Genomic DNA, 24,637 nt, shown 5'->3' with positions numbered 1-24,637 from the left:
CCGTTAAAAGAATGATTTGACGATAGTAAAGAACAACACCGGGTCGACTGTAACCGCAAAGAACGAGTTGCCCGTGTGGAAGACGCGTTCTGAATTTATGATCTGGTTGTTTTGTACCTGGTAGGCCGTCTTCACATAGTAATTTTTACCCAGGATGAAGCTCAATCCCGGTACAATATCGTATCCAAATCCCGCGTAAAAATCGTTAAGCGGGTGCAACATATTAAAGCCGCCAAAAACGCTGAGGTGCCTGAGCGGGTATCGGGGTATGATTCCATTGTCCCGGTTGAAACTCCTTATGGGGTAGAATTTTATACCGAGCACGGCCGCGGCGGTACTACTGGCTGTCTTGACTTTGAACCCGCCTCCGGAAGTATCAATGGTCGTTATGGTGGCGGGCTGGGTTAAAAAGGCAAGCCCTGCCGCCAACTGAAAGTGCCGCAGCTTGCCCACGTTTACAAAGGACAAGGTCGTCATGGTGTCCTTCTTGATCACTTGCCGGATCGAAAAGGAATCGGAATACGGCGCCGACAGCAGCGTCATAGGTCTGGCAAAAGTCGCAAACAACGGGGCAGTGTAGGTTTGACGTGCGAAAAGGTCCGCATTTAAAGGGAAAGTGATATTTCCGGCCTGGTAGTCATCGCGCAAAGATTTGAGCATCTGCACTACCCTGGCCATGTCGTCGCCACCGGGCGGCGCGCTACCCGGTGGAATATTGTTACCCAACAGACGAAATGACTGCAGGTTATTTACGATACCGGTCACCTGGCTGGCGGAGCCACTGACCGAAAAATTTAACGCGTTAACCCCGTTTTTGGTAAAATCCGCCTGATCGTCGAAGGCTCCGGGCTTTTCCGTGAGTTTCACCGACGCGGAAGAGTCGATATTGTAAACGACGACGAATAGTCTTTCGGTCTGCGGTATTTCCGAAACCCGCTGTTGACGTCTCTCCCTGGCCCATGCGTTCGACAAACGGCTGGCAGCGTCAAATTGCTTTTGTGGACGGACCAGGTTGCCCCTCGACAGGTAAACATCAACCTGGTTTATTATGGTGCCTACGCCCAGGCTTGCCGGGTCGGAAGCATTCACCGCCTTCAGCAGGGCCACCCGTTCGAGCGAATCAGACTTGATTTCCGCCTGGATATCCGCGCCTTTGGATTGCACCCTTTTAAACTGATCCTCCCTCCATTCCTTAAAGGGGACGTGCCTTTTGACACTATCGTTGAAAGCAAGACGCTCCCGCAACATGCCAATCGTGCTGTCGAGCATGCTTGCCCGACACGTCGCGTCGCTCACCTTTGTCTTGCTGATCTGTCTGAAAGGGTCTAAGACAAACTGGCCCTTGGATAACCAAAACCAATCCATAAACCACCCGCGCAGGCTCGTCACCAGATTACGTGCTATGGTATTCGGGTGTGCACCATCCAGAGCGAGCAGTTGATTTATGACATCATCATAATTGAGTTGCTGAAAGCCCCTGTTTTTCGCCACTTTGTACCAATCGGCGGCGGTCTTCGTGAGCGGATTAAAGCGGACCAATTGGAAGCGTAAAGAATCCAATGGCATCGAAGGACAATTTTTACAAAAATACCGGTGAAGGTGTACCGTACCAATAAATCTTACGCATATATCGGTGCAATGCCCGTTATCAGCCGCTAGTTGAACGACATCCAATTTCCGGGACCGGTCCATCACCAGGATTTCAAACTGATTGTCGTAAAGGTTTTGGAAAAAAGCATCCACCGGGAGATGCAGGTTGTTACTGGTTATCCGGGAAGCACATGACGAAGGCCAGTGCGCCAGCAGGTCCCTTACTGCGGCAGTATAGTCGTCGATCGTATCTGTGTTGATGAACGCTTTGTAAGCTCCATTTACAAGGGGATCAGCTAAATAACCGGAATCCGCCTGCAAAAGCGCTTTGAATGCCACCAGTTCGGAATCCAGCAGGGCACGGGGTACCTCAACCGAAAATTGAATGTCATCTCTTCCCCGGACGACAGGGGTAGGATATTTCACCATCTGGCCCGTCGAGTCGAATCTGACGTGGATGGTCGTTTGTGCGCACAGGCCGTTGCCGGCCAATAGCAGCATCAGGAGGGGTAAGCAGTATCGGGTCATCATACTTGTTGGCTAAATGTTGTTATTTGTTGTTCGAGGGCCTCCTCGGTCGCATCCGAGGGTGATACTTCGCCATTCAACCAGTCGGTGGTCGAGATGGCTACCCAAGTCTCCTGATTATATTTTTCATAAAACGACCGGTCGATCGTCACGATCCGGCCCCAGGACACCGCGAAAATGGTATCGTCCGTGTCGTAGCCGAGAACAGTCACCGTGTGGAGGGATTTTCCTGGTGGGTCGCCGGCAGGGATGCTCCATCGTGTGGATGCTGCATCGTCCTGAATGGTACCGGGTAAATTGAGGCTGACGAGGCTTCCCCCATACCAAAAAGTGGCCATTTTCAAAGTATCGAAGTCATTCGCCTTGACTTTTTGAAAGTCCCCTACGATGTCACCGCCAATGCCTTTATCCTGCCAGTAAAACAGCATATTGAAAATGCTCAATCCATCGGCGGTGCCCCCGGCTTTCGTGTATGCGTCGAGAACGGCAGACACCAGTGGCAATGCAACATTTGCCGGGTTGTTGACGGCTTTCCAACTGATGATAAGATGAGCGGCCGCGGCGGCAGTGCAGGTGTTGGCGGTTTTATTGCCATAGTAGCCCCAGATTCCATTGAATTTGCTGTACCATTGACAGGGTACTTTTGGCGCCCCGAGCGCAGCAGACGCCCCTTTGGCCATTCGTGCCATTAATTTCATAGGGCCTGCTGCATTACGAATGCTCCCGGTTTTCCCGGGGGGAGAGGGAAGGTTCCCAAATTTGGTCCCGTCTTGTATTTCAGGAGGCGTCGTTGGTTGGTCCGCAGCGGCCAACGGCCCAGGCCTTTGGGGGGCTGCCGTGTTGTCCTGCAACGCTCTAGCCTTCTTAAGCTCTGTTTCCAACGCATTTTGCTCCTGCAACCGGGTAATCCTGAAGTGAAATAACTCTGAGGGAATGGAAAAGATCGCCTTGAGCAACCGGACAGGAATGGAGATAAAGGCCTCGGCCTCGCTGGGCTTTTCGAGGTGCATCTTCTGGAGCAGTCCGTTTGAAAAGGCAGGATTGCTTTTAACTTTGACAAAGAAATACCGTTTCATCGGAACTGTCAGCACTGTGGAGACATCCGGGACCAATGCGGTAATGTTAAAGGTATTCCCGGTCAATAATCGGGGGCCATTGACCTGGGTGACGCTGATGGGTATTGTCCTTTTGACCAGGGGCCTGGTCAAAAGGCCATTGTATACATCGGCCTTCAGCCCATTTTTCCGACCGGTGGCGAAAGAGGCCTCCAACACCAACTGCAACTGGTTGTCCTGGCCGAAAGCAAGACCATCCGTGCGTAAGGTCCATTGCCTTTTGAACGAACCGGTTTCCATCTCCCCGGCCGTGATGATGAACGTATTTTTAAAGGTCTCTTTCCGGTAGATCGTTGGCTCGGTCACCTGCTCGATGCGCTCACTATCGCGCATTTCCGCGCCACGCCCCAAAAGTGCCTTGGGCAGGTCGGCGATCTCGGCAACGACAGAAGTCACCCGGTCATCGGAAGTGAATGCGACATTTTGCAGCAACCCCAGGTCATTGGTCGTTACGTCCACCTCGTCATTGGCGAATATGAAGGGAACATAAGAGACAGCTATCGTATTTTCTGTATCCGGCTCGATATTGACCTTGCTCTCCAAAACCAAATTGGCAAGCGTTAAACCCACAATCAATCCGGTATTTGACCCTACAATTATGGAGACTTCCGCGACGGCCTGGATGGTCAGTGACGCGGTTGGCAGGAAATAATACTGGAGTATCTCGGCATCCCGGTCACGCAGGACTTTACTTTTGATCATCTGCAGATCGGTCGCCGATATGACCGTAAAATACACAAGCAACAGGGCGGACACCAAATAAATCAATATTTCCCCGATAGTGGTCCAGGGCAGATCGGTAAGCAATTTGATCATGTGCCGGTGTTTCCACCAAACTAGAAAATAATATTTACTGTTCCCAATAACACGCTCAATAAGGGTGAAAACACCCTTTTTCCCAAAAGAATTTCGATTTACGTAGTTATACCTGCCGCTTCCGGTAGATGTACCCTTGCGGCCACCTGCAAAGCGGGATACTTTTATGGCAATAACACCACAAAAGATCCCCCCGGTTTATGGTCACAGACGAAGTCGCTAACCAAGGCATGCCAGATAAGCCGCTACCCAGTGGTGTACCTGAACCGGTGGCCAAGCCGGTAGGCGATCATTCGGAATACGCCAAGACAAATCTCATTCAAATCCCATCAATACCGCTTCCAAAGGGGGGCGGGGCGCTGAAATCCATTGACGAGAAGTTTCAGGTGAATTCGGCCAACGGCACGACAGCCTTTAGCGTGGCAGTGCCACTGTCTAAGTCACGGAGTGAATTTATGCCATCCCTTTCGCTGAGGTACAATTCGGGAAGCGGGAACAGTCCGTTCGGGCTGGGGTGGAACATCAGCCTTCCCTCTATCAGGCGCCGGACAGAGAAGTGCCTGCCTCGTTACGAGGATGAAAGCGACGTTTTCCAACTGTCTGATGCAGAAGATCTTGTTCCGCTATTGACGAAGAACGCACAGGGTGACTGGGTGCAGGAGGTAAGAACCCCGGGTGTGTACCGGATCAGGACATTCAAGCCTCGCATCGAAAGCGGGTTTGTACTGATCGAACAGGTGGCGGCGCCGACGGGTGTGTTTTGGAAAACGACGGCCAGGGACAATACGGCGACCTTTTATGGTCTGACGGAACAGGCGCGGGTGGCGGATCCCGGGGACACCACCCGGGTCTTTGAGTGGCTGCCGGAACTATCTTTTGATGATAAGGGGAATTGCATACAATTCGTATATACACCGGAGAACCTGGTCGGCGTACCGGACCTGTTGCATGAGGGCAACCGTCTGAACGGCAACCAGGGGATCTCCAATACCTATTTGAAGACGATTCTTTATGGGAATACCGTACCCTATAACCCCGGATCGGCGGATCCTTATGGGCCGGTGATACCGGACGGCACGGGGTATCTTTTTGCGTTGGTGTTGGACTATGGAGACCACGATCTGGGGACACCAACGTTTACACCTTCAGGATCCTGGGGATCGAGGCTTGATCCTTTTTCGGACGGGAAACCGGGGTTCGATATGCGGACGTACCGGTTGTGCCGCCGGTTCCTGATGTTCCATAATATACCGGAGTTGGACGCGGAACCGGTCCTTGTAAAATCGCTGGACCTCGCGTACCAATTCTACGATTTCACGACAGCGCCCGATCCCTATACCTTGTCATGGGTCGAGGTGGATTTTATCGTGTCGGTGACCGAAACGGGGTGGTCGGGCACGGCGGGCAAAGGATACGAACAGTCCTCCTATCCCCCGGCGTCCTTTTCATATCAGTTGCCGGTTTGGAATACGGAGGTACAGACCGTGGACGAGGAGAATCGCATCAATATCCCACAGGGTTTGATCCCTCCTTATCAATTCACGGACCTGTATAACGAAGGCATTGCGGGTGTGTTGAGCGAACAGTCGGAGGGCTGGTACTACAACCACAACCTGGGAGGAGGTGTGTTTACGCCAGCCTCCCAGGTGGCCCCCAAGCCTTCATTTACCGGGCTGAACACGGGGAGTCTGCAATTGCAGAGTCTGACGGGAGATGGACGGAAGTTTATTGTCAGCACCCTTCCCCCCCATCAAGGTTTTTTTGCGCTGACGGAAGAGCGGGAGTGGTGGCCCTTTAAAGGCTTCGACCGTTGCCCATCGATCGACACGGGTGATCCCAACGTAAAGCTGATCGATCTGAATGGAGACGGGATGCCGGAGATTGTTCTGTCCGAAGAGCAGGTGTTCACCTGGTTCCCCGCGGCTGGAGTAGCGGGTTATGACGCCCCGGAGCTGGCGCCCAAACCGTTTGACGAAGAGAAGGGGCCTGCCGTCGTGTTTGCGGATCCGGTCCAGAGCATTTTCCTCTCCGACATGACGGGGGACGGTCTTACGGACATCGTCCGCATCCGGAATGGGGAGGTATCATACTGGCCCAATCTCGGCTATGGGGTCTTCGGAGCCAAAGTCAACATGAGCAATGCGCCGGTATTCGACACCATAGACCAATTTAACCCGGCCTATCTTCATCTCGCCGACATCAATGGCACAGGGGTCTCGGACATACTGTACCTGGGACAGGACAAACTCCGTGCGTGGCTGAACCTCAGCGGGAATGCATGGGGCGATCCTTTCGAAGCGCCGGCATTTCCCGGTACGGCCGCGCCCAATCAGCTTTCGGTGACGGACTTTTTGGGGAACGGCACGGCCTGCATCGTCTGGTCATCTCCACTGGAGGCGAATGCGCCGTGTCCTATCCAATATATCGACCTGATGGGAGGACAAAAGCCTTACCTGATGAGTGGGTTCACCAATGGAATGGGCAAACAGGTTACCCTGACGTACAAGTCCTCCACGTATTATTATCTCCAGGATAAGCTGGGGGGCACACCCTGGGTCACCCAGCTTTGCTTCCCCGTCCAGTGCGTGTCGGGTATACAGGTATCGGATGCGGTGACAGGAACACAATATTCCAGCAGCTATACCTATCATCACGGTTACTATGACTATCCGGAAAAGGAATTCAGGGGTTTTGGACGCGTCGAACAAACAGATACCGATCTTTTCTCCACGAATTCAGGGGCAGACCAGGTACCGATGCTGACCAAGACCTGGTACCATACGGGCGCTTATTTCGGACTGGATGACCTCATTGGTAAATTGGCCCTGGAATATTTTCAGAACCCATCCCTGGCGGAATACCATCTTCCGGCTTCGATCATGCCCACCGGCCTGACAGCGGACGAGGCACGGGAAGCAGCACGCGCCTGCAAAGGCATGGTCCTCCGCCAGGAGGTGTATGCCCTGGATGCAGCGGTCAACCCCACACTTGCTCCCATTCCCTATTCGGTGGCGGAACATAACAATGTCGTCAGCCTGCTTCAACTACAGGGTCCGAATCCCTACGCGGTTTTCCTTTCGCTGGAAAGCGAGGTGATCAATTATCACTATGAGCGCAACCCGGCAGACCCCAGGATAGCGCATACCCTCAACGGCGCATATACCGCTTACGGGGACATCGTCGACACCTACGCGGTCGTCTATCCCCGTCAACCGGTGAACCCGGCCAGCCCCGGCGGGATCACCTTGCCCGGGAACCAACCCCTGCCCGCGCCCGTGATGGCCGGGCAGCAAAATACGTATATCATTTATACTCATTATGGCTATACCACACCGATTATTACCGCCCAGACATACCGTCTCCCCGCCGGGTGCGAGACCATTGCCTACGAATGGACCGGGGGGCCGCCGGGCTCCGGTACCGGCTACTACCTCCTCTCCGATTTCACCAGCCCGTCTACTACGCCGGTCCTTACCAGGCTCAAACACCAACGCACCCTGTTCCTGCAGGACGACCTCCTGACCATCCTGCCCTTGTACACCATGGATACCCTCGGCCTGGTTTACCAGCAATACCACCTTGCGTTTGACGCCGGTGTTAGTGCCCTGGCGGGCAAGGCAACGGCGGCACTGCTCCAGGCCGGGCAGTATGTGGAATCGGACGCCTACATCGGGGCGCATTACTTTCCCCCGACCGATCCCTCCGGGGAATGGTGGGTTCCATCGGGCAGAATCGACTACCTCGACGGGGGCGCAGCGCTGCCTTTTCTGTTGCCCTACCGGTACATCGATGCTTTTGGATCCCCGACCACGATCGGTTTTGACAGCCACTGGCTGCTCCTTACGTCGGTAACCGACCCCCTGGACAACACAACGGCAGCCACCGCCCTGAATTACCGGGTATTGTCACCCGGAACCATCACGGATCCCAATGGGAACCAAACAGACTTCGCCTACGACCGGCTGGGGTTGGTGGTCGCCATCGCGATGCGGGGCAAAGGAGAGGGAGATACCTTCGATGCCACCCTGGTGAGCGACCTGAGCGCAGCCCAGATCGATGGTTTTTTTGCGGATCCTTTTACCAACGGACCGGCCCTGCTCCAGGGCGCCACGACCCGGTATATCTACAGCTATGGCATTCCTTTCAGCGCCGGCAGCATCAACCGCCAGTTGCACGCGGGCCAAACGCCGGACCCACGGGTAGACACTTCTGTTCCGTTTCAATACGGCTTCGAGTATACGGATGGTTTGGGGCGGTCTGCCATGAAAAAGGTGATGGCGGACAGCGGTACCACCTGTGATGGCACCAATCCGGCCCAGCACCGCTGGCTCGGAAAGGGCAAGACGGTATACAACAACAAGGGCAACGCGGTGCTGGAATACGAGCCGTACTTCAGCGATAGCCAGGCGTACGAGGAAGCCCCGGCTTCCGGGGTCAGTGCCGTTCTGCACTATGACCCGGCGGGCCGGTTGATCCGGACCGATTTCCCCGACGGAAGCTTTTCTCAAACACAGTTCGATGCCTGGGTGGAGATCGACTACGATCAGAACGATACCGTCAAGGACAGTGTATGGTACCAGCAACACAGCACGTCCACGGATCCGCTCCAGGCAGACGCCGCGGCAAAGGCCGCGGCACACTACAATACACCCACGGCCAGGCACCTGGACCCTTTGGGCCGGAACTTCTATACGGTCGAATTCAATATAACGGGCGGTGTCGACGCATTCTACGCGGTCCAGGTGGTGTTCGACCTTACCGGCAATCCCCTCCAGGTCATTGACCCCATGGGGAATACGGTCATGCAGTATGACTATGACCTGCTGCAGCGGCTGGTGCACAGGGTTAGCATGGATGCAGGGGAACGATGGACGCTGCACGACTGCCTGGACAACCCCTTTTATGAATGGAGTGTCAAGGGGACGGACACATTTATCTACCGTTACCAATACGACGGCCTGCACCGGGCGCTGCGCAGCTATGTCACGATCAACGGGTCCACCTACCTTTACGGATACAACATCTATGGGGAGGGCATCTCCATCAACGGCTCGACAGATCAGGCGTGCAACCTCAGGGGCCGGCTTTACCGACAATTCGACGACTCGGGCCTGGTCACGCACTACCTGTATGACTTTAAAGGCAACCTCCTCCAAAGCAGCCGCGTTTTTTCCAGGGCTTATGCTTCCCCCGACCCGCTGCTCCCCGTGAACCAATGGAGTGGTTCGGAGTCCACCGATATGGGGGCGCTGGAAACAGATCCCTCGACCCAACTGCCCGTCGAATACACCTGCCTTGTCCAGTATGACGCGCAAAACAGGCATATCCTGGAGGTCCGGCCGTTCATACCTGCCCCGTCAGCCATAGGTACGGTGATCGCCCTTCCCTATACCCAGGCGGCCGTCAATAATGCCGATGTCAGCCTCCCCGGCTACGGGGAATCGGGGGCCCTGAACATGGTGGATGTTTATTACCAGGGCACAGCCACCGGCCCCACGGCCTATGTCGCACAAATCCGTCACAACGAGAAGGGCCAGCGCGCCTGCATCCGTTACGGAAACAATACGGTCACCCAATATTTTTATGACCCGGATACCCTCCGGCTGCTCCGGTTGCTGACCACCCGTAACAACGGTGCGGACATACTCCAGGACCTGAATTATTACTATGATCCCATGGGGAATGTCACCTATCTGCTGGACAAAGCCCAGCCCCCTGTCTTTTATAATAACCAGAAGGTGCTGTCCGACGGCAACTATACTTATGACGCGGTGTACCGGCTTATTTCGGCTACAGGAAGGGAACAAGTCGCCCAGAATACCGTGGATGAAAGCGCATCGAACACAGACTACCGGAACTACCCCTTTGACGCCATGAACCCGCTGCCGGCACCCACGGACAGCCAGGCCATGCGCGCGTACACGGAGTATTATACATACGACGCCACGGGGAATATGAAGACACTCAGACACGTCGCCGGTACCGGAAGCTATACCCGTTCCTTCGCCTACAACAATAATGTGCCGGACCGGACCTCCCTGGGTGTGTCTCCGGGCACGCCGATGAACAACCAGTTGCTGGCGACGACCATCGGCTCGGGCACCCCGGTCCGGTATGCTTATGACGGCCACGGGAATATGCTCAACCTGCCCGAATTGCCCGCGATGCAATGGAACGTAAAAGACCAGCTTGCCGCCGTGACCCAGCAGGTCGTCAGCGGCCCGGGACCGGGTCTGACCACCTATTATACGTATGACGCGACGGGCGGCCGGACCCGGAAGGTGACGACAGGACAGGGGCAAACCGGGAAGGTATCCGAACGGATTTACCTCGGAAGCTTCGAGGTTTACCGGAGTTATGACACCACCGGGAATGTAACCCTGGAAAGGGAAACCTTCCACGTCATGGAAAACAAGAACCGCGTGGCCACCATCGACCGGAAGACCGTCGACAGCGGGGGAACGGATCCTTCCACACTGGGGGCGTATTATCCGCGGTTTCAATACGGCAACCAGTTGGGAAGCGCCCAGTATGAATTAGACATGCTGGCTAATATTGTCTCCTATGAGGAATACCATCCTTTTGGCACGACCTCATACCAGGCGGCCGACCCCAGTCTGGATGTACCGGCGAAACGGTATAGGTATACGGGAAAAGAACGGGACGAGGAAAGCGGGTTATACTATCACGGGGCCAGGTACTATGCGCCCTGGCTTTGCCGCTGGACGGCGGCCGACCCGATCGGTATCGGGGACGGGGTCAACGACTATTGTTATCTGAAAAACAACCCGGTCAATGCCACCGATGCCACGGGCTTATGGGACTCTGACGATTGGAAAACCCTGGCGGTCGTCGCCGCCGTCGTTGTCGTTGGGGTGGGTGTCACGGTCCTTACGGCTGGTGCCGCCGGTCCCGCCGTAGGTGCGGTGGCCGTGGGTATACTGGGAGAAGGCGCCGCTGCCACCGTCGCCACCGGCGTGGTCGTGGGTGCGGCTTCCGGGGCCGCCGGGGGAGCAGCGGCGGAATTTACCCGGGAGGTCGCACGGGACGAAAAGGTCGACGGGGACAAGATCCTGGACTCGGCGGTCGGCGGCATGGTCGGGGGCGCGGTGACCGGTGGACTGGGCAGCGCCGCCACGGCGCTTCGTTCCGCCAATACCGCTACGGCAGCGGTGAAAACCGCTACCACCGCAGCCAAGGTGGTCAATGCCACCAAAAAAGTGGTGGGCGGAGCCGCCCTGGGCGCCACCTCGTCCACCGCCAGCGAAGCGACCCAGGAAGTCATGAGCGGACAAGGGCTCAATGAGAAGAAGCTTTTCAACACCGCGGTATCCGGTGCCGCCGTAGGCGCCGGGGTAGCGCTGGCGGGGTATGGTATAGCCGCGCTCAAGGGTACACCGCCGCCGGAATCCAATACCGGGGGTACGAGCAACGAGGCGCCACCACCGCCTCCACCCGCTCCACCGCCCGAACCGCCGGCTGCACCGCCGACACCGGAACCTGCGCCTGCCGCAGGACCTTCCTTCCCCAAACCGGGGTTCCCCGCGCCTTCGCCCCCCGCGGCGCCGACGGCAGCGGCCCCGCCCCCGGCCGCTCCTCCACCGGCGGCTGCCCAGGCGACCCCACCGCCGGCACCGGCCGCCCCCAGCGGTCCCCAATACCGGATCGGAGAAGGTGTAAGAAGATCCGTAGCGACGAGGGAATTGGGTGGCGCCTCCGCCAACGCCCGTGTCCTCGGACCGTCGGGCACGTTGGGTCCGCCGCAACAAATTCCCTTGTCACAGCTTTTATCGCCCAAACCCAGCATACCCAGGGATCCCCGGTTCACAGGCCTCTTACAGTTGATCGGCCGGGATATGCAAAACGGGACCAACACGATAGATCCCATCGAGGTGAGCCCGATCACACCGGGTTCGGATACCAGCCAGTTGACACCTGTGTTGTCCGTACGGCTGTTAAGATGGAGAGGAGCGCCATGAGCGGTCGGGAGAACACCGCCTGTTTCAACAAAAACATACATCGTCACAACATTATTATATGCAAAAAATTCTTTTCCCTATCCAATCCGGTGATCGGGGGCCAGAGATCAAAAACCTTCATGAAGTCATATTGGCGCTCAGCCACAAGATGAAAGAAAAGGAATTCGAGGTATTGTTCAAAAACCCCGATTTCAGGGAAACCTTTGGTCACGAACGGTCGGAGGGGACCTTTGGTGAGGCCACCCGGCAGATCGTGAGCCTTTTTCAGGTCGTCGGTATGAAGACGGCGCCCACGGGGATGATCGACGAGGCCACCGCCGATGCCATCAATACACTGTTGTCCCAATACGGGCTGGTCTCCTCCACTCCGGTCGTCTACGAGGTGCAAGGCACGATCTATGACGAGTGGATAGAACCCCTGAAGGAAGCGCGCGTCATGGCATTCGACAAAGGCATCCGGGACGAGCACGCGCTGGGAGAGGCGGAAACGGACGATAAAGGCCGGTATATGATTACCTATGATCCCCTCCAGGGGAGCGCCAACGTCGTCGTCCGTGTCTATGATCCCGGTGGAATGTACCTGGTTTCTTCCGGTCCCTTTTATAATGCCCCCGCACAATTGACAGTAGACGTCAACATGGGCCCCAGGGCTTTTATGGGTCCCTCCGACTTCACCAGGGCGGTCCGGACGGTCCGGTCATTGATCGGACCCCTGACTATAGAGGATCTGTCGCAAAACGAAAAAACACAGGACCTGTCCTTCCTAAATGCCAAAACGACGCTCAGCGCGAACGTCATCCTGTCCCTGGTTGCCGCCTTCCGGTTTGCACAATGGACGAAATTGGAAGCCAGTGTATTCTACGGCATTCTTATCCAGGGTAAGGTCATGGGCCAGGCGATCCCCCCCAACGCCGACACAGCCATCGAACAGGGGTATGCGACGTTTTTGACCCTGTCGGTCGACGATATGATCGCCAACCTTCAACAAGCCGCGCTTCAAAATAACATCCCTTACAAAACATTATCCGGCCAAACCGATATACGCCGCCAACTCCAGGAACTGAAGAATGCACCACCCCAGGTACCGGGAGGCACGCTACCCCCCGCCCCGGTCTACGCAAAGCTCACGCTCGCGGGTTTGAATGCAGCCCAACAACAGGCCTTTCTAAATATTGACCCCAAAACCGCGGCCCCGGCCATTTGGTCCACACTGTCGACGGACCCTGCCTACGCGGGCGCAGCGGGTCAGGCCGCACTGGCAAAACTCCAACTGGTATTCCAGCTTTCCTCCTGGACATCGGACAATACGCCGCTGGTCTCCTACTTGATGGGGCAGGGGAAACTCAATACCCCCGACGACCTCGGCACTTTGGTGGATAAGGACGTGAGTGACTGGGCAAGCCTCCTCCGGGCCGCAGGGACCGCAGCACCCACGGACATCCAAAGCACCGCCGCCACCCTTGCGGCCGGCATTGAAAAGATCTATCCCACCCAGGTCTTTGCTTCCCGGTTTCAAAAAAACACCAGTTGGACACTGGCCAACAGGGATTACATCACCGGTGTGCTGACACAACCGGATTTCGACCTCATACACACTCCCGTCAGCCCTTATCTGAATACCCATGTACAGAAAAATCCCCTGCCGGCGGGCGTAGACCAGCAGACCGTCACCAACCAGGTCATGGGGATACAACGTGTCTACAGGTCCACGCCGGGTGCGGACGCAGCCCTGACGCTCCTGTCGGCCAATATTCGCTCGGCCCGGCAGATTTATGCCATGGGAAAAACTGCTTTCGTCGGCCAGTTTGGCAACACACTGGGCGGAGCAACGGTTGCGGAGGGGGTCTTTGACCAGGCCTCGACCGTGCATGCTGCGGCAACGTATGTCGCCGGCCAGGTGGCCACGAGGTTGAACAACCCGTCCACCAACACGATGACCGACTATAATCCGCAATTGCCTACCTCTAAATTCTATTCCGACTACCCCGACCTCGCCAACCTTTTCGGGATAGGTCCGTCCTACTGTGCCTGCGCGGACTGTACATCGTTCCTCAGCATACCCGCCTATGTCACCGATTTGCTGGATTACCTGTTCTTGCGAAAAACCGCTTCCGGTTCCAACGCCCGGGCTTTATTGCAAGCCAACAATTATAAAAACGCCGGTTTGCAGTGGAGGCGCAGACCGGACATAGGCGATATCGACCTGAACTGCGACAATACGAACACCGAACTGCCTTATATCGATATTGTCAATGAGTTGCTGGAAGACTACATCATTCCCCCCATTGCCGCTATCCGCATGCTGCTGGAAGGCAATGACTGGGAGACGGTGTATGCCGAATTCCTGATCTGGTTGTATATCCATTTGTTCCCGGGCACCATCAACCCCGTTTTATATGATCTGCTGATGAAGATCGGGGCGGACCCCAAAACCCCCATCTGCAACATATCGCTCCTTACGCCCCAGGCAGTCGTGTCGGAGATCTTCTTTTCGGACTCGGAGAATTACCCCGAATGGATCACCGGCGGCCGTTCGTGGGTGGCCCAGTGGGTGATCCGGGACCAGTACATCACGCTCAAACTGGCCCTGGTCCTGGAGAACCGGGACTCGGACGTGTACGGGAACATTCCCGGGTTGGACGTGGTAGACGGACAGGTCATCAACAATGTCAAGGTAGACCGGCCCACCCTGGCGAAATTGTCATCGGTGATCACCCAGGATATATTTAATCCAGCGGGCGGCAGCGAGGGGAAGGTCAAGACCTTTTTTGACCTGGTCGTGATGGAAACCCACCAGACACACCTAGGAACAGACGACATCAATGCCAACCCGGAATATACCAATACGAACGTCTACAATTCGCTCAGCGACCCGTTCGACACCTTAGGCAACAATAAGTGGCACCTCTACCCCACGCTGATCCCGCAACAACTGCCCTTCGACCTCTACAGCAACGAAGCCAATACCTTCCTGGAGAAGATGGGCAAACAGCGCTACGCGCTGATGGAAACTTTTAGTAAACAAGGGGACACCCTTACCGCGGGTATCGTGATCGCTTACATGGGGCTGTCTACCGGAGAGGCCGACATCATATTCATCCCCAGGGTCCAGGTGCCTCCCGCGGCGGACCCCCAACTGCGTTTCTGGGGCGCCCTCGATGTAAGCCAGCCCGAAGTGGACAAGTTCCTCGTGGCCGCGGGGTTGGATTTTACGCAATTGCAAACCCTGCTGACCTTACGTTTCATCAACCCCAAAGGGGATTCTTATATAGGGGACAAGGTGGCCTCCAATACCTGCGATACGGCCCTGATGGTGATCACGAATATGACCTCGGAGAAATTCGATCATATCAACCGGTTCCTCCGGCTGTGGACAAAACTCAACCAGATGGCCTCCGTATCGATATCGATGACGGAGCTGGACGATTGCATCATGTTCCTGGGCGGCGGCCAACTAAACATCGGTTTCGGGGCAAACCTGTTTTATTTTCTCCAACTGATGCAACAATTAGGTCTGACGGCCACCCAATTGCTGACCTTTTATGAAGACATGGACCCTGGCCTCTACCAGCAGCTTTTTCAGAACCGGCAGATCACCAACCCGCTGGTCGCTGCTTTCCACTGGCCTTTGTCCGGCACCACCCAGATCACGGACGCCCAGGCCAACCCGGGTGCCGTGGCGGTTATCCTTACCGTTTGCGGGATCACACAGGACGACCTCACGGCCATCATCAATGCCGGCAATGGCGCTTACAGCGCCCTTTCCCTATCGAACCTCTCCCTGATCTATTCCTGCGGGCTTTTAGCCGGTGCACTGGGGATCAGCGTATCGGACCTGTTTACGTTTTCCGGCCTGGTGGGCGTCAACCCGATGCACGCGGTGCTTCCCAGCCCCGTCAAAAAGGCCAGCCCGGAAAGCACCTTTTCGTTTATCCGTCTATTCAATAGTATACAACAGGCCGGGTTCACGGTGGACGACCTCAACTATGTCCTGACCAACCAATCCAATGCCAACCCCTCCCTGATCCCAGACCCCGCCACCGTGGTCAATGGACTGGAAAGCATCCGGTCAGCACTCCAAACCGCCATCGCGTCTGCGACCGTGGCGCCCGATCCCAAGGGTGCCCTGTTGTCGAAATGGCTGGCCGATCCCGACCTGGGCTGGGACAAGGGTATCGCCTCCAAAGTCCTTTCTATCCTCGGCCAGACCGACGCCACCACCTATCTGGACCAGGTGCTGGACAACCTTCGCCTGTTTCAATTACTGCGGACCCAGTACGCGCAGTCCTCCACCGCCACTTACCTGGAGCGTCTGCCCGTGCTATCGCTGCCGGACAAGACGATCACCGGTCTCCAATATGATACCACCCACTACTATATATTCGTAAACGACGCGCTCGCCGGGACAGACAGCACGTACCTCGGCCACCTTCCCGGTATCGATGCCGCCGGTCAGACAGCCATCCAAACCCTCTATCAACAGTCACAAACCTGTCCCGTATCGGCCGTGCCGGTCGGATCGTCCGTTCCAGCCTGGCTCACTGCCAACGCCACCGCCATCGCCCAGAATGTCCCCGGTTTCTCCTGGGGGCAGGGCGCCCTGGGCTTTACGGGGGCTATGAGCGCCCCGGTGTATAACGCATTGCTTGCGCAAAGTGCTGACCCGGTATATACCTGCGCCCTGACACAATTGCTGGTCGCCAGCCAGGGCGCCCTTGCACCTACCGTCACCTATGTCCGGCTCGCCGCGATACCCGTGATCGGTCTGCCCGATGCGGGGGTGGATGGGCTGGTTTATGCCGCGGATACCGGGGGGGTCATGGAACTTTCTTTTACCGGTGCGATGAGCGCCGCAGATTGTCTGGCACTACTGGGCATTTCCACGGATAAGAATTTTCAACAGGCGGTCTGTCAACTTTTCATCAGCGCCCAACCGGGGCAAACCGTGTCCACCCCGCTGGCAGCCCTTCCTTCCGGCTGGACCGGGCTGCCTGACCTTAGCGGGATCACGGGCTTATCGGCAATGGCCAGTCCCCCTATGGTCAGTTTCGCGGGGCAGATGAGCGCCACCGTACGCGACGCGCTGAACAACCTCAGCAGTCTGAACAACTGGAGCACTACCGTCGCCGCTTTGTTCCAACTCGCCAATACCGCCGGTACCTACGGCGTCACGTTGCCCCAGCCTCCGGGTTTGAACACCACCCAGTTCGCGGCGAACGGCGTCTTCTATAACGCCAGCGGCACCAACATGACCCTGACGTATACCGGCCAGATGCAGCCCCAAACACAAACCGCCCTCCTGGCCCTCAGCGCTGACCCGGCCTACCAGGCAGCGATCGGGTGTCTGTATAACCAAACGTCCGCTATCTTCGGGGCCACCCTTCCTCCCGCTTATGTCCCGTTGCCGGACGGCAACATCGGGAGCACGGTCTATACCAGCGGAGCCATCATTTTCACGGGAACACCGGATACCTCCTGCAACGACGGGTTCAACCTCGCCCAGTTGGGCACGGATCCCGGTTATACAGACGCCATCCAATTCATGTACAGTACGCCCCCCCCGCCCTCTAAAACGACGGGAGTGGTGCTGGCCGCGCTTCCTTCCATCTCCTTTCCGGCGGGCGCACCGGTCTCCTGGCAGGATGGCCAACTCTCATATACCGGCCAAATGCCGGATGCGGAACGCGACACCCTGCTGGCATTGAGCGACAACGCCTCCTACCAGGCCGCCGTCCGGCAGCTCCACGACCAATCCCAGGTCACCACCGTGGTCTCCCTGGAAGCAGTTTCCGGTGGAGGGCTGCCGGATGGCGTCAAGCCTTCCGACCTCCAGAGCCAGGGCGTCACCGTACAGAGTACAGGGTCCACCTATGTGCTGAGCTTCACCGGGCAGATGACCGCCGCGCAGCAAAGTGCGCTCCTGGCCCTGGTCCCTCCGTCCACGAATGACACGTACACCCAATCCATCCAAAAGCTGTATACAGGGTCGCAAACCGTCGTTGTCAATACCACCCCGCTGGCAGCCCTCCCCCCCGTGCTCATTCCGTCAGCCGCTAAGACAGCCGGGTGGGGCTATGATAGCAACAGCAGTATCCTCTACTATTCCGGGGCCATCCCCATACCGCCCGCAACGGTTACCCTGTTGACGGCCGGCATACAGACCACCGATCCCGATTTTGCCGCCGCGGTGCAACAACTGGCGACGCTGGGGGCGAACCCCGGGAACATCATGGTCTTCGCCCCACCACCCGATACGCCGTTTAGCGCTTCCGGTCTGACGTTGTCGGGCGGAGCGGTCATCAGCTACCAGGGAGGCACCCTCTCGTTTACCGGGCCCATGTCCTTTGTCGATTACGTGGGCCTGCTCGCGCAATCCCCGGACCCAGCCTACCGCAACGCCGTAACAGGCATCTACCTGGCTTCCCAGCCCAGCGCCCCCGGCACCGTGGTAACGTCCACGGGGTATTTCGGCCTTCCTCCCCTTATTTTCCCGCCGGTATACGCCAACCAGTTATCCTTTTCGGCGGACACCGGTACCTTGACGCTGGCCGGATGCATTGCGTCCGCCGATCTTGCTGTCCTCCAGTCGCTGGGTAGCGGTTTTGCCTACCAACAGGCCTTGTCCCTACTTTATCAGTCGTCCGGCGATGCCAACAGGGCGGCCGGCGCCGGGTTCGACGCCCTATACGCCACCCTGGCTACCCCCACCATCGCCCAGGCGGACCGGTACGCCTACTTCCTGGATACCCTCAGTACAAGCTACCAGACCATCAAAGAAATGGATGCGCTATCCGCCCAGATCGCCTCTAACTTCGGCGTGACAGCGGCAGTCGCAGGGGTGCTGACGAACTATGTCACCGCATTTATAGACCCTGCTTTTACCGGCAATAACAAAGCCCTCAACCCCGACCCTACCCAATATCCACTCGCACAAACCTATATGAAGCTGGCCAGGGCTGCCTTTCTCATCAATACCTTCAACCTGTCCTCCACGGATATACAATGGCTGCTGGAGCTGGGTTCTTCCATTGGGACACCCGATCTCTTTGCCTGGCCGACGCCTTCATCCCCCATATCCTTCGGCTCGTGGAGCATCCTCAACGATCTTTGTCTCTTCGAACGGCAATACAAGACGATCACCATACCGGACCTCGCCCAACCGGGACAAACCACCCAGTTGTCCGTCTACGACATCATCTCCGCAGCACTGATGATTGGCCAGGACCTTTCCGCCACCCCGGTGATACCACCGAACCCCGGGGCCTTGTTGCGGGCACTCATCCAACTGACGGGCTGGGACCCCATCCAACTCTCCTACCTGCTGAACGTGGGTCAGCCCAACCTCCCCAACCTGGTCTTGAATCCCCTTAAGCTAAAAGATACAGCCGTCCCTCCGGTAGGATGCATCCCCGACCTGGGGGATATCACCACCCTCCTCTGCCTGTCCAGCTGTTTCCAGTCGGCAGGACAATTGAAGGTGACACCCTCCCGCTGTGTCAACTGGACGATCAATCCCATCACCGAAACGGTTGCCGTGGACATCAAACAGGCACTGAAGTCGATTTATCCGGACGACACCAGTTGGATGAGCGCCATACAGCCTTTGATGAATACACTGAGACAAGAGCGACGGGACGCGCTCGTGGCTTATCTGTTGTCCAACAAAGTCACCAATCCTTATGGAAAGTTCGATATCTTCCCGGATACCTTTACGGTATACGGCAACTTCCTGATCGATGTCGAAATGGGCGCGTGTCAACCGACGACACGGACAATACAGGCCTATTGCTCGATACAACTCTTTGTTCAACGCTGCCTGCTTAACCTGGAAGCGCCGAGGATACAGGCCAATACGACGCTCGACGAAGACTGGGAACAGTGGAGCTGGATGGGGACGTACGAGGGCTGGTACGAGGCCAGGTACACCTTCCTTTTCCCTGAAAATCTCATCCTTCCCCAGGCGCTTCCCAACCAGTCGTCCTTTTTCCAGGATTTGCAAAACGACCTCACCCAGGGCGCCGTCACCGTGGATATTGTGCAGGCTGCCTATGACAACTATTTGCAAAGCCTGGACCAGGTGGCAAGACTGCAATTAAAGGGAATGTGGTATGATGAACCCACCCAGACACTGCACGTCTTCGCCTGTACCTATGGAGGAGACCCGGCCACCTTCTATTACCGGTATTTCAAAAATATCGACAACATCAACGGGTCCTGGAGCCCCTGGGAAGAAGTCACGGCGGACATCTCCTCCGACCAGGTCATCCCGGTGGTTCAAAACGGACGGTTGTACCTGTACTGGCCCATGTTTACCCAGGCGACCGACGAAGACAAGAAGACGCAGACACAGACAGCGCAGCAAAACTCCGGGAAAACCACCGCCAGCACGCCCCCACCCAACAAATACTGGCAGATCCAACTGGCGTTCAGCGAGTACAAGAATGGCCAATGGTCGGGGAAAAAGGTTTCCAAGGATTCCCTGTCTTCCGCCACCATCCTGTACAGTGGAAACGGCCCCACGCTTTATCCCGACGTTCCGGACTTTGTCTTCGTAGCCCTTGACATTCCCACGCCTTCGTCGAATGCCTATACCGGGACCATAGACGCACTGCTCACCAACAATACCATGGTGATCACCTGTTTCCAGTCCTCCTCCGCCGAAGTGAACCTGGACCTGACCTTCAAGCTCAGTGGCAAGGACTATGACTTCTCCTATAGTGTCACCGTCGATATGGGGGCGCCCAACGTTCCCGTGCAGGAGCTCCTGGACCGGCTCAACAATTATATATTCGTGGGCAATCTTCCCGACACCATGTCGTCGGGCGCGCTCATCAATTATACAAGCTCGGGATCGCTCGCCACGCTTCTCTCTATCCTGAATCCGCTGCTGCCATCGGGTCTGACGATCGTGGCCTCTTCCCTGAGTTACAACACCAACGGGGGAGCGGGCACCCTCGCCATCATAGCCGAAGGCGGGCCCAATTCCTTCCTGTTGGATCCGGCCCGGGGATATGCGACCGCTATTGACCTGGCTTCCGTAGCCAATTACTCGCCTTATATCGCCCCCACCTGGTTCCAGGGCAGCAACTGGGATAATATGCTCACCGAAGGCACAGGCGCCTTGCTGGACGGCAGTGGATACGCCATACTCAACGCCCCTTCCGGCACACGGTATGCCAACCTTCTCTACCTGCAAATGGGGCTTTGGGCCAAATACCAATACCTGCTCACCAACAGTCTCGATTTCGATTACCTGGGGATCATGATGCCGTTTTTTTACCAGGATGCGACCCGCACCTTTTTTGTGAACCAGGCGTTTTACCTCAACGGCTTCCAGTACTACCAGGGCATGGAACTGGCCTTCCTGGCCACGGGCGGGGATGCCGGGCAACTCAGCACCTTTTTTTCCAACACCAATTACCTGACCCTCGACAACGGGCCGTACTTCCAGTTCACCAACTTCTATCATCCTTTCGCCCACCAATTCATCAAGCTCAATGCCCAACAGGGCATACAATCCATCCTCAACCGGCCGATCCAGCTTACGGGGGACGCCACCTATTACAATAGCCCGGAGGTGTTGGCCAATCCTATCGTAAGCAGCCCAAACTACAAAGACTTCAGCTTTTCGTCCGCGTATTCTCCTACGGGCAATGTGTTGAACGTGGATGCCTACGGGGGGCGCCCGCTGGAACAAATGGACTTCGGCCCCCTTTCCGTGGGACAGTTGTCTGCCTACGGCCAATACAACTGGGAACTGTTCTTCCACACCGTCCTCCTGTCAGCCATGATGCTCAGCCAGAACCAGCAATTCGAAGACGCAGACACCTGGTTCAAGCTGATCTTCAACCCCACCGACACTTCCAGCGACCCTGTGCCCCAGAAATTCTGGGTGACCAAGCCGTTTTTCGAAAATACCAACCCCACCCTGACGGCCGACCAGATCCTTCTCTATGAGATCGACCCTGGGGCCCAGGAAGCGTTTTGGCTCTCCGTCAAGCTCTGGCGCAACGACCCCTACGACCCGCACATGCTGGCCCAATACCGTATCGTACCCTACATGTATACGGCCTTTATGAAATACCTGGATAACCTGATCGCCTGGGCCAACTTCAACTACCAGCAGTATACCATGGAATCGGTCAACATAGCCATCCAGTTGTATATGCTGGCGCTGGAATGCCTGGGTACCGAGCCCGAGGCGATCCCACCCCTTGTAGAAACGCCGGTGTGTAGCTACTATCAACTGGAGCTGGGCTTGGAAGCCCTGATCTTTATAGACGGATCGGAAGGCTACCTGTCGGACCCCGTCGTACAGTTCGAGAACCTGATCCCGCCCGCCTCCCCCGGGGGCTCACCCTCGGGTGGCGGCAAGCCCAAACCCAAGATCCAACAATTGCCGGGCCTGTACTTTTGCATTCCTCCCAACCAGGTCCTGTTGGGCTATTGGACGAAGATCGAAACCCTGCTCAACCAGATCCGGAACTGCATGAACATAAAGGGTCAATTCCAACCGTTGTCCCCCTTCCCGAACGTACCGGGTATGGGAGGGCCGGAAGGCAGCAGTATCAGTGACTGGGGAGGTATCCTGCCCAACTACCGGTTTATGGTGATGATCCAAAAGGCCACGGAACTGTGTAGCGAGGTAAGGAACCTGGGATCGGCCTTGCTCTCCGCATTGGAAAAACAAGATGCCGAAGGCCTTTCGCTGTTGAGGGCGACCCAGGAGGTCTCTGTCCAACAAGCGGTGGATAAAATCAAACAACTCCAAATCACAGACGCCAACCTCAACCTGACCAACCTCCAGGATTACCAGGCGCTGATCAACGACAAGATTGCCTACTACAACGGGCTGGTACAGGGTGGACTCCTCCAATTGGAGCAGCAGGCACTTGCCCTCAACCAGCAATCCCTCTCCCTGGAAGATCCCATATCCGACGGGACTATCCTGGCCGGTATATTGCGGCAACTGCCCAATTTCACCATGGGTATAAATGGCGTGTTCGGTTCTCCGGCCGCGACCGTCACCTTTGGGGGTACGACCCTGGGCGAAGGCGTGGATTGTTTTGTACAACGGATGAGTTTCCAGGCGCACTTCGACGACCGGTCCGCCTCGCTGGCCAACACAAATGCCGGGTACACGCGGCGGATGGCTGAATGGAACTTCCAGTTAACCATGGCCAAGGACGAACTGACCCAGGTCGGCGCCCAGATCCAGGCCGCCCAGAATAAGATCCAAATCGCCACCCAGGACGAGCAAAACCAACAGCTGCTGATACAGAACGCAGAGGACGTTGAAACCTTTCTCCAAAATAAATATACCAACCAGGTGCTGTACACCTGGATGGTCACCCAGTTGTCCAACGTCTACTTCCAAAGCTACCAGCGCGCGTATAGTTTTGCGAAACAAACAGAAATCTGTTTCCGGTACGAATTGGGGATTCCGGGGACATCCTATATCCAATACGGGTACTGGGACAGCCTACACAAAGGCTTGCTCAGCGGGGAGAACCTGATGAACAGCCTCAAACAAATGGAAACGGACTACTTTGCCCTCAATGTCCGTGAATACGAGTTAACCCGGCAGGTATCCCTGGCGCAGCTCGATCCCATCGCGCTCCTCCAGCTAAAGTCCGCAGGCTCCTGTTACGTGACGGTACCGGAAGAGCTCTTCGACCTCGACTACCCAGGCCAGTACTTCCGGCGCATCAAACAGGTAGCCGTAACCCTGCCCGGTATCGTAGGACCTTATACCCCTGTCTGTCTCAAAATGACCCTGATGTCCAATTCCGTCCGTATCGACAATACCGCCGGGACGGCCGGCAACTACCCCCGCCTTACCGACGCCAAGGGCACGCCCACCAATGACAGACGGTTCCTGGACAATGTCGCCATGACCCAGTATATCGCCACCAGCTCCGGGGTCAACGACGCCGGGTTGTTCGAGATGAGCGGGAAAGACGACCGGTATGTACCCTTCGAAGGAGCAGGCGCCATCAGTACCTGGCAGATCCAGCTCACCAGTGTATATCCCCAGTTCGATCCCTCAACCATTACCGACCTCATTCTCCATGTCAAATACACCTCCCGTGAAGGAGGTCCGGCCCTTCAATCGGTGGCCAGCCAAAGCCTGCAAAGCAAGCTCGGCAGCGCCCTGAACACCTCGGGGCTGACGTTGACAAGGGGATTCAGCGCCCGGAGAGATTTCCCCACTCAATGGTACAAGTTCCTCCATCCCACCGGGACGACACAGGAGCTGGACCTGGATACCAGCACGCGATTCCCCTATTTTACGCAAGGGTTGACGGTTAAAATCAGCAACGTGATCGTTCTGGCCGACATGACGACCGGGGTCAACGCGCCTTCCCTATACCTCTCGGGACAGAAACTAAGCAACGTGCCGCTCCATTTCGGACCGAATCCGCTGTTTGGTCAAATGATGTACAGTACGACCCCTTGTAAGGATGCGCCCGGGCTTTGGACGATCAACAATGGGACAGGATCGGGGGTTGTGCCTGTTGCCCCGGCGGATATCAATGACCTCTTCATCATTTTCGTGTATAGTCTGTCGCCCCGGCAATAGGGGGCAAAAAGACCGCCGCGGTCGTC

At 56.5% G+C, this 24,637-nt stretch carries 4 protein-coding genes; 2 read left to right on the top strand and 2 right to left on the bottom strand.

Annotated features, from left to right (window positions below):
* Positions 1-3 precede the first annotated feature (3 nt).
* Positions 4-2,121, bottom strand: coding sequence for a hypothetical protein (locus EDB95_RS23850; protein WP_133998408.1), 2,118 nt, complete (start codon positions 2,119-2,121; stop codon positions 4-6).
* Positions 2,118-4,049 carry a hypothetical protein gene (locus EDB95_RS23845; RefSeq protein WP_133998405.1) on the bottom strand — a complete coding sequence of 644 codons (1,932 nt, stop codon included), beginning with the start codon at positions 4,047-4,049 and terminating at the stop codon, positions 2,118-2,120. The genes EDB95_RS23850 and EDB95_RS23845 overlap by 4 nt, the downstream gene beginning before the upstream one ends.
* A gap of 200 nt (positions 4,050-4,249) precedes the next feature.
* Between EDB95_RS23845 and EDB95_RS23840 the strand changes: the two genes are divergently transcribed.
* Both EDB95_RS23840 and EDB95_RS23835 read left to right on the top strand, forming a co-directional pair.
* Positions 4,250-12,028, top strand: a complete 7,779-nt coding sequence (locus EDB95_RS23840; RefSeq protein WP_133998402.1) for a SpvB/TcaC N-terminal domain-containing protein — start codon at positions 4,250-4,252, stop codon at positions 12,026-12,028.
* Between the two features lie 58 nt (positions 12,029-12,086).
* Positions 12,087-24,611 carry a Tc toxin subunit A-related protein gene (locus tag EDB95_RS23835; RefSeq protein ID WP_133998399.1) on the top strand — a complete coding sequence of 4,175 codons (12,525 nt, stop codon included), beginning with the start codon at positions 12,087-12,089 and terminating at the stop codon, positions 24,609-24,611.
* Positions 24,612-24,637: the final 26 nt, after the last annotated feature.

Source organism: Dinghuibacter silviterrae (assembly GCF_004366355.1).
Taxonomy (GTDB): domain Bacteria; phylum Bacteroidota; class Bacteroidia; order Chitinophagales; family Chitinophagaceae; genus Dinghuibacter; species Dinghuibacter silviterrae.
This window is presented reverse-complemented; position numbering and strand designations above follow the sequence as displayed.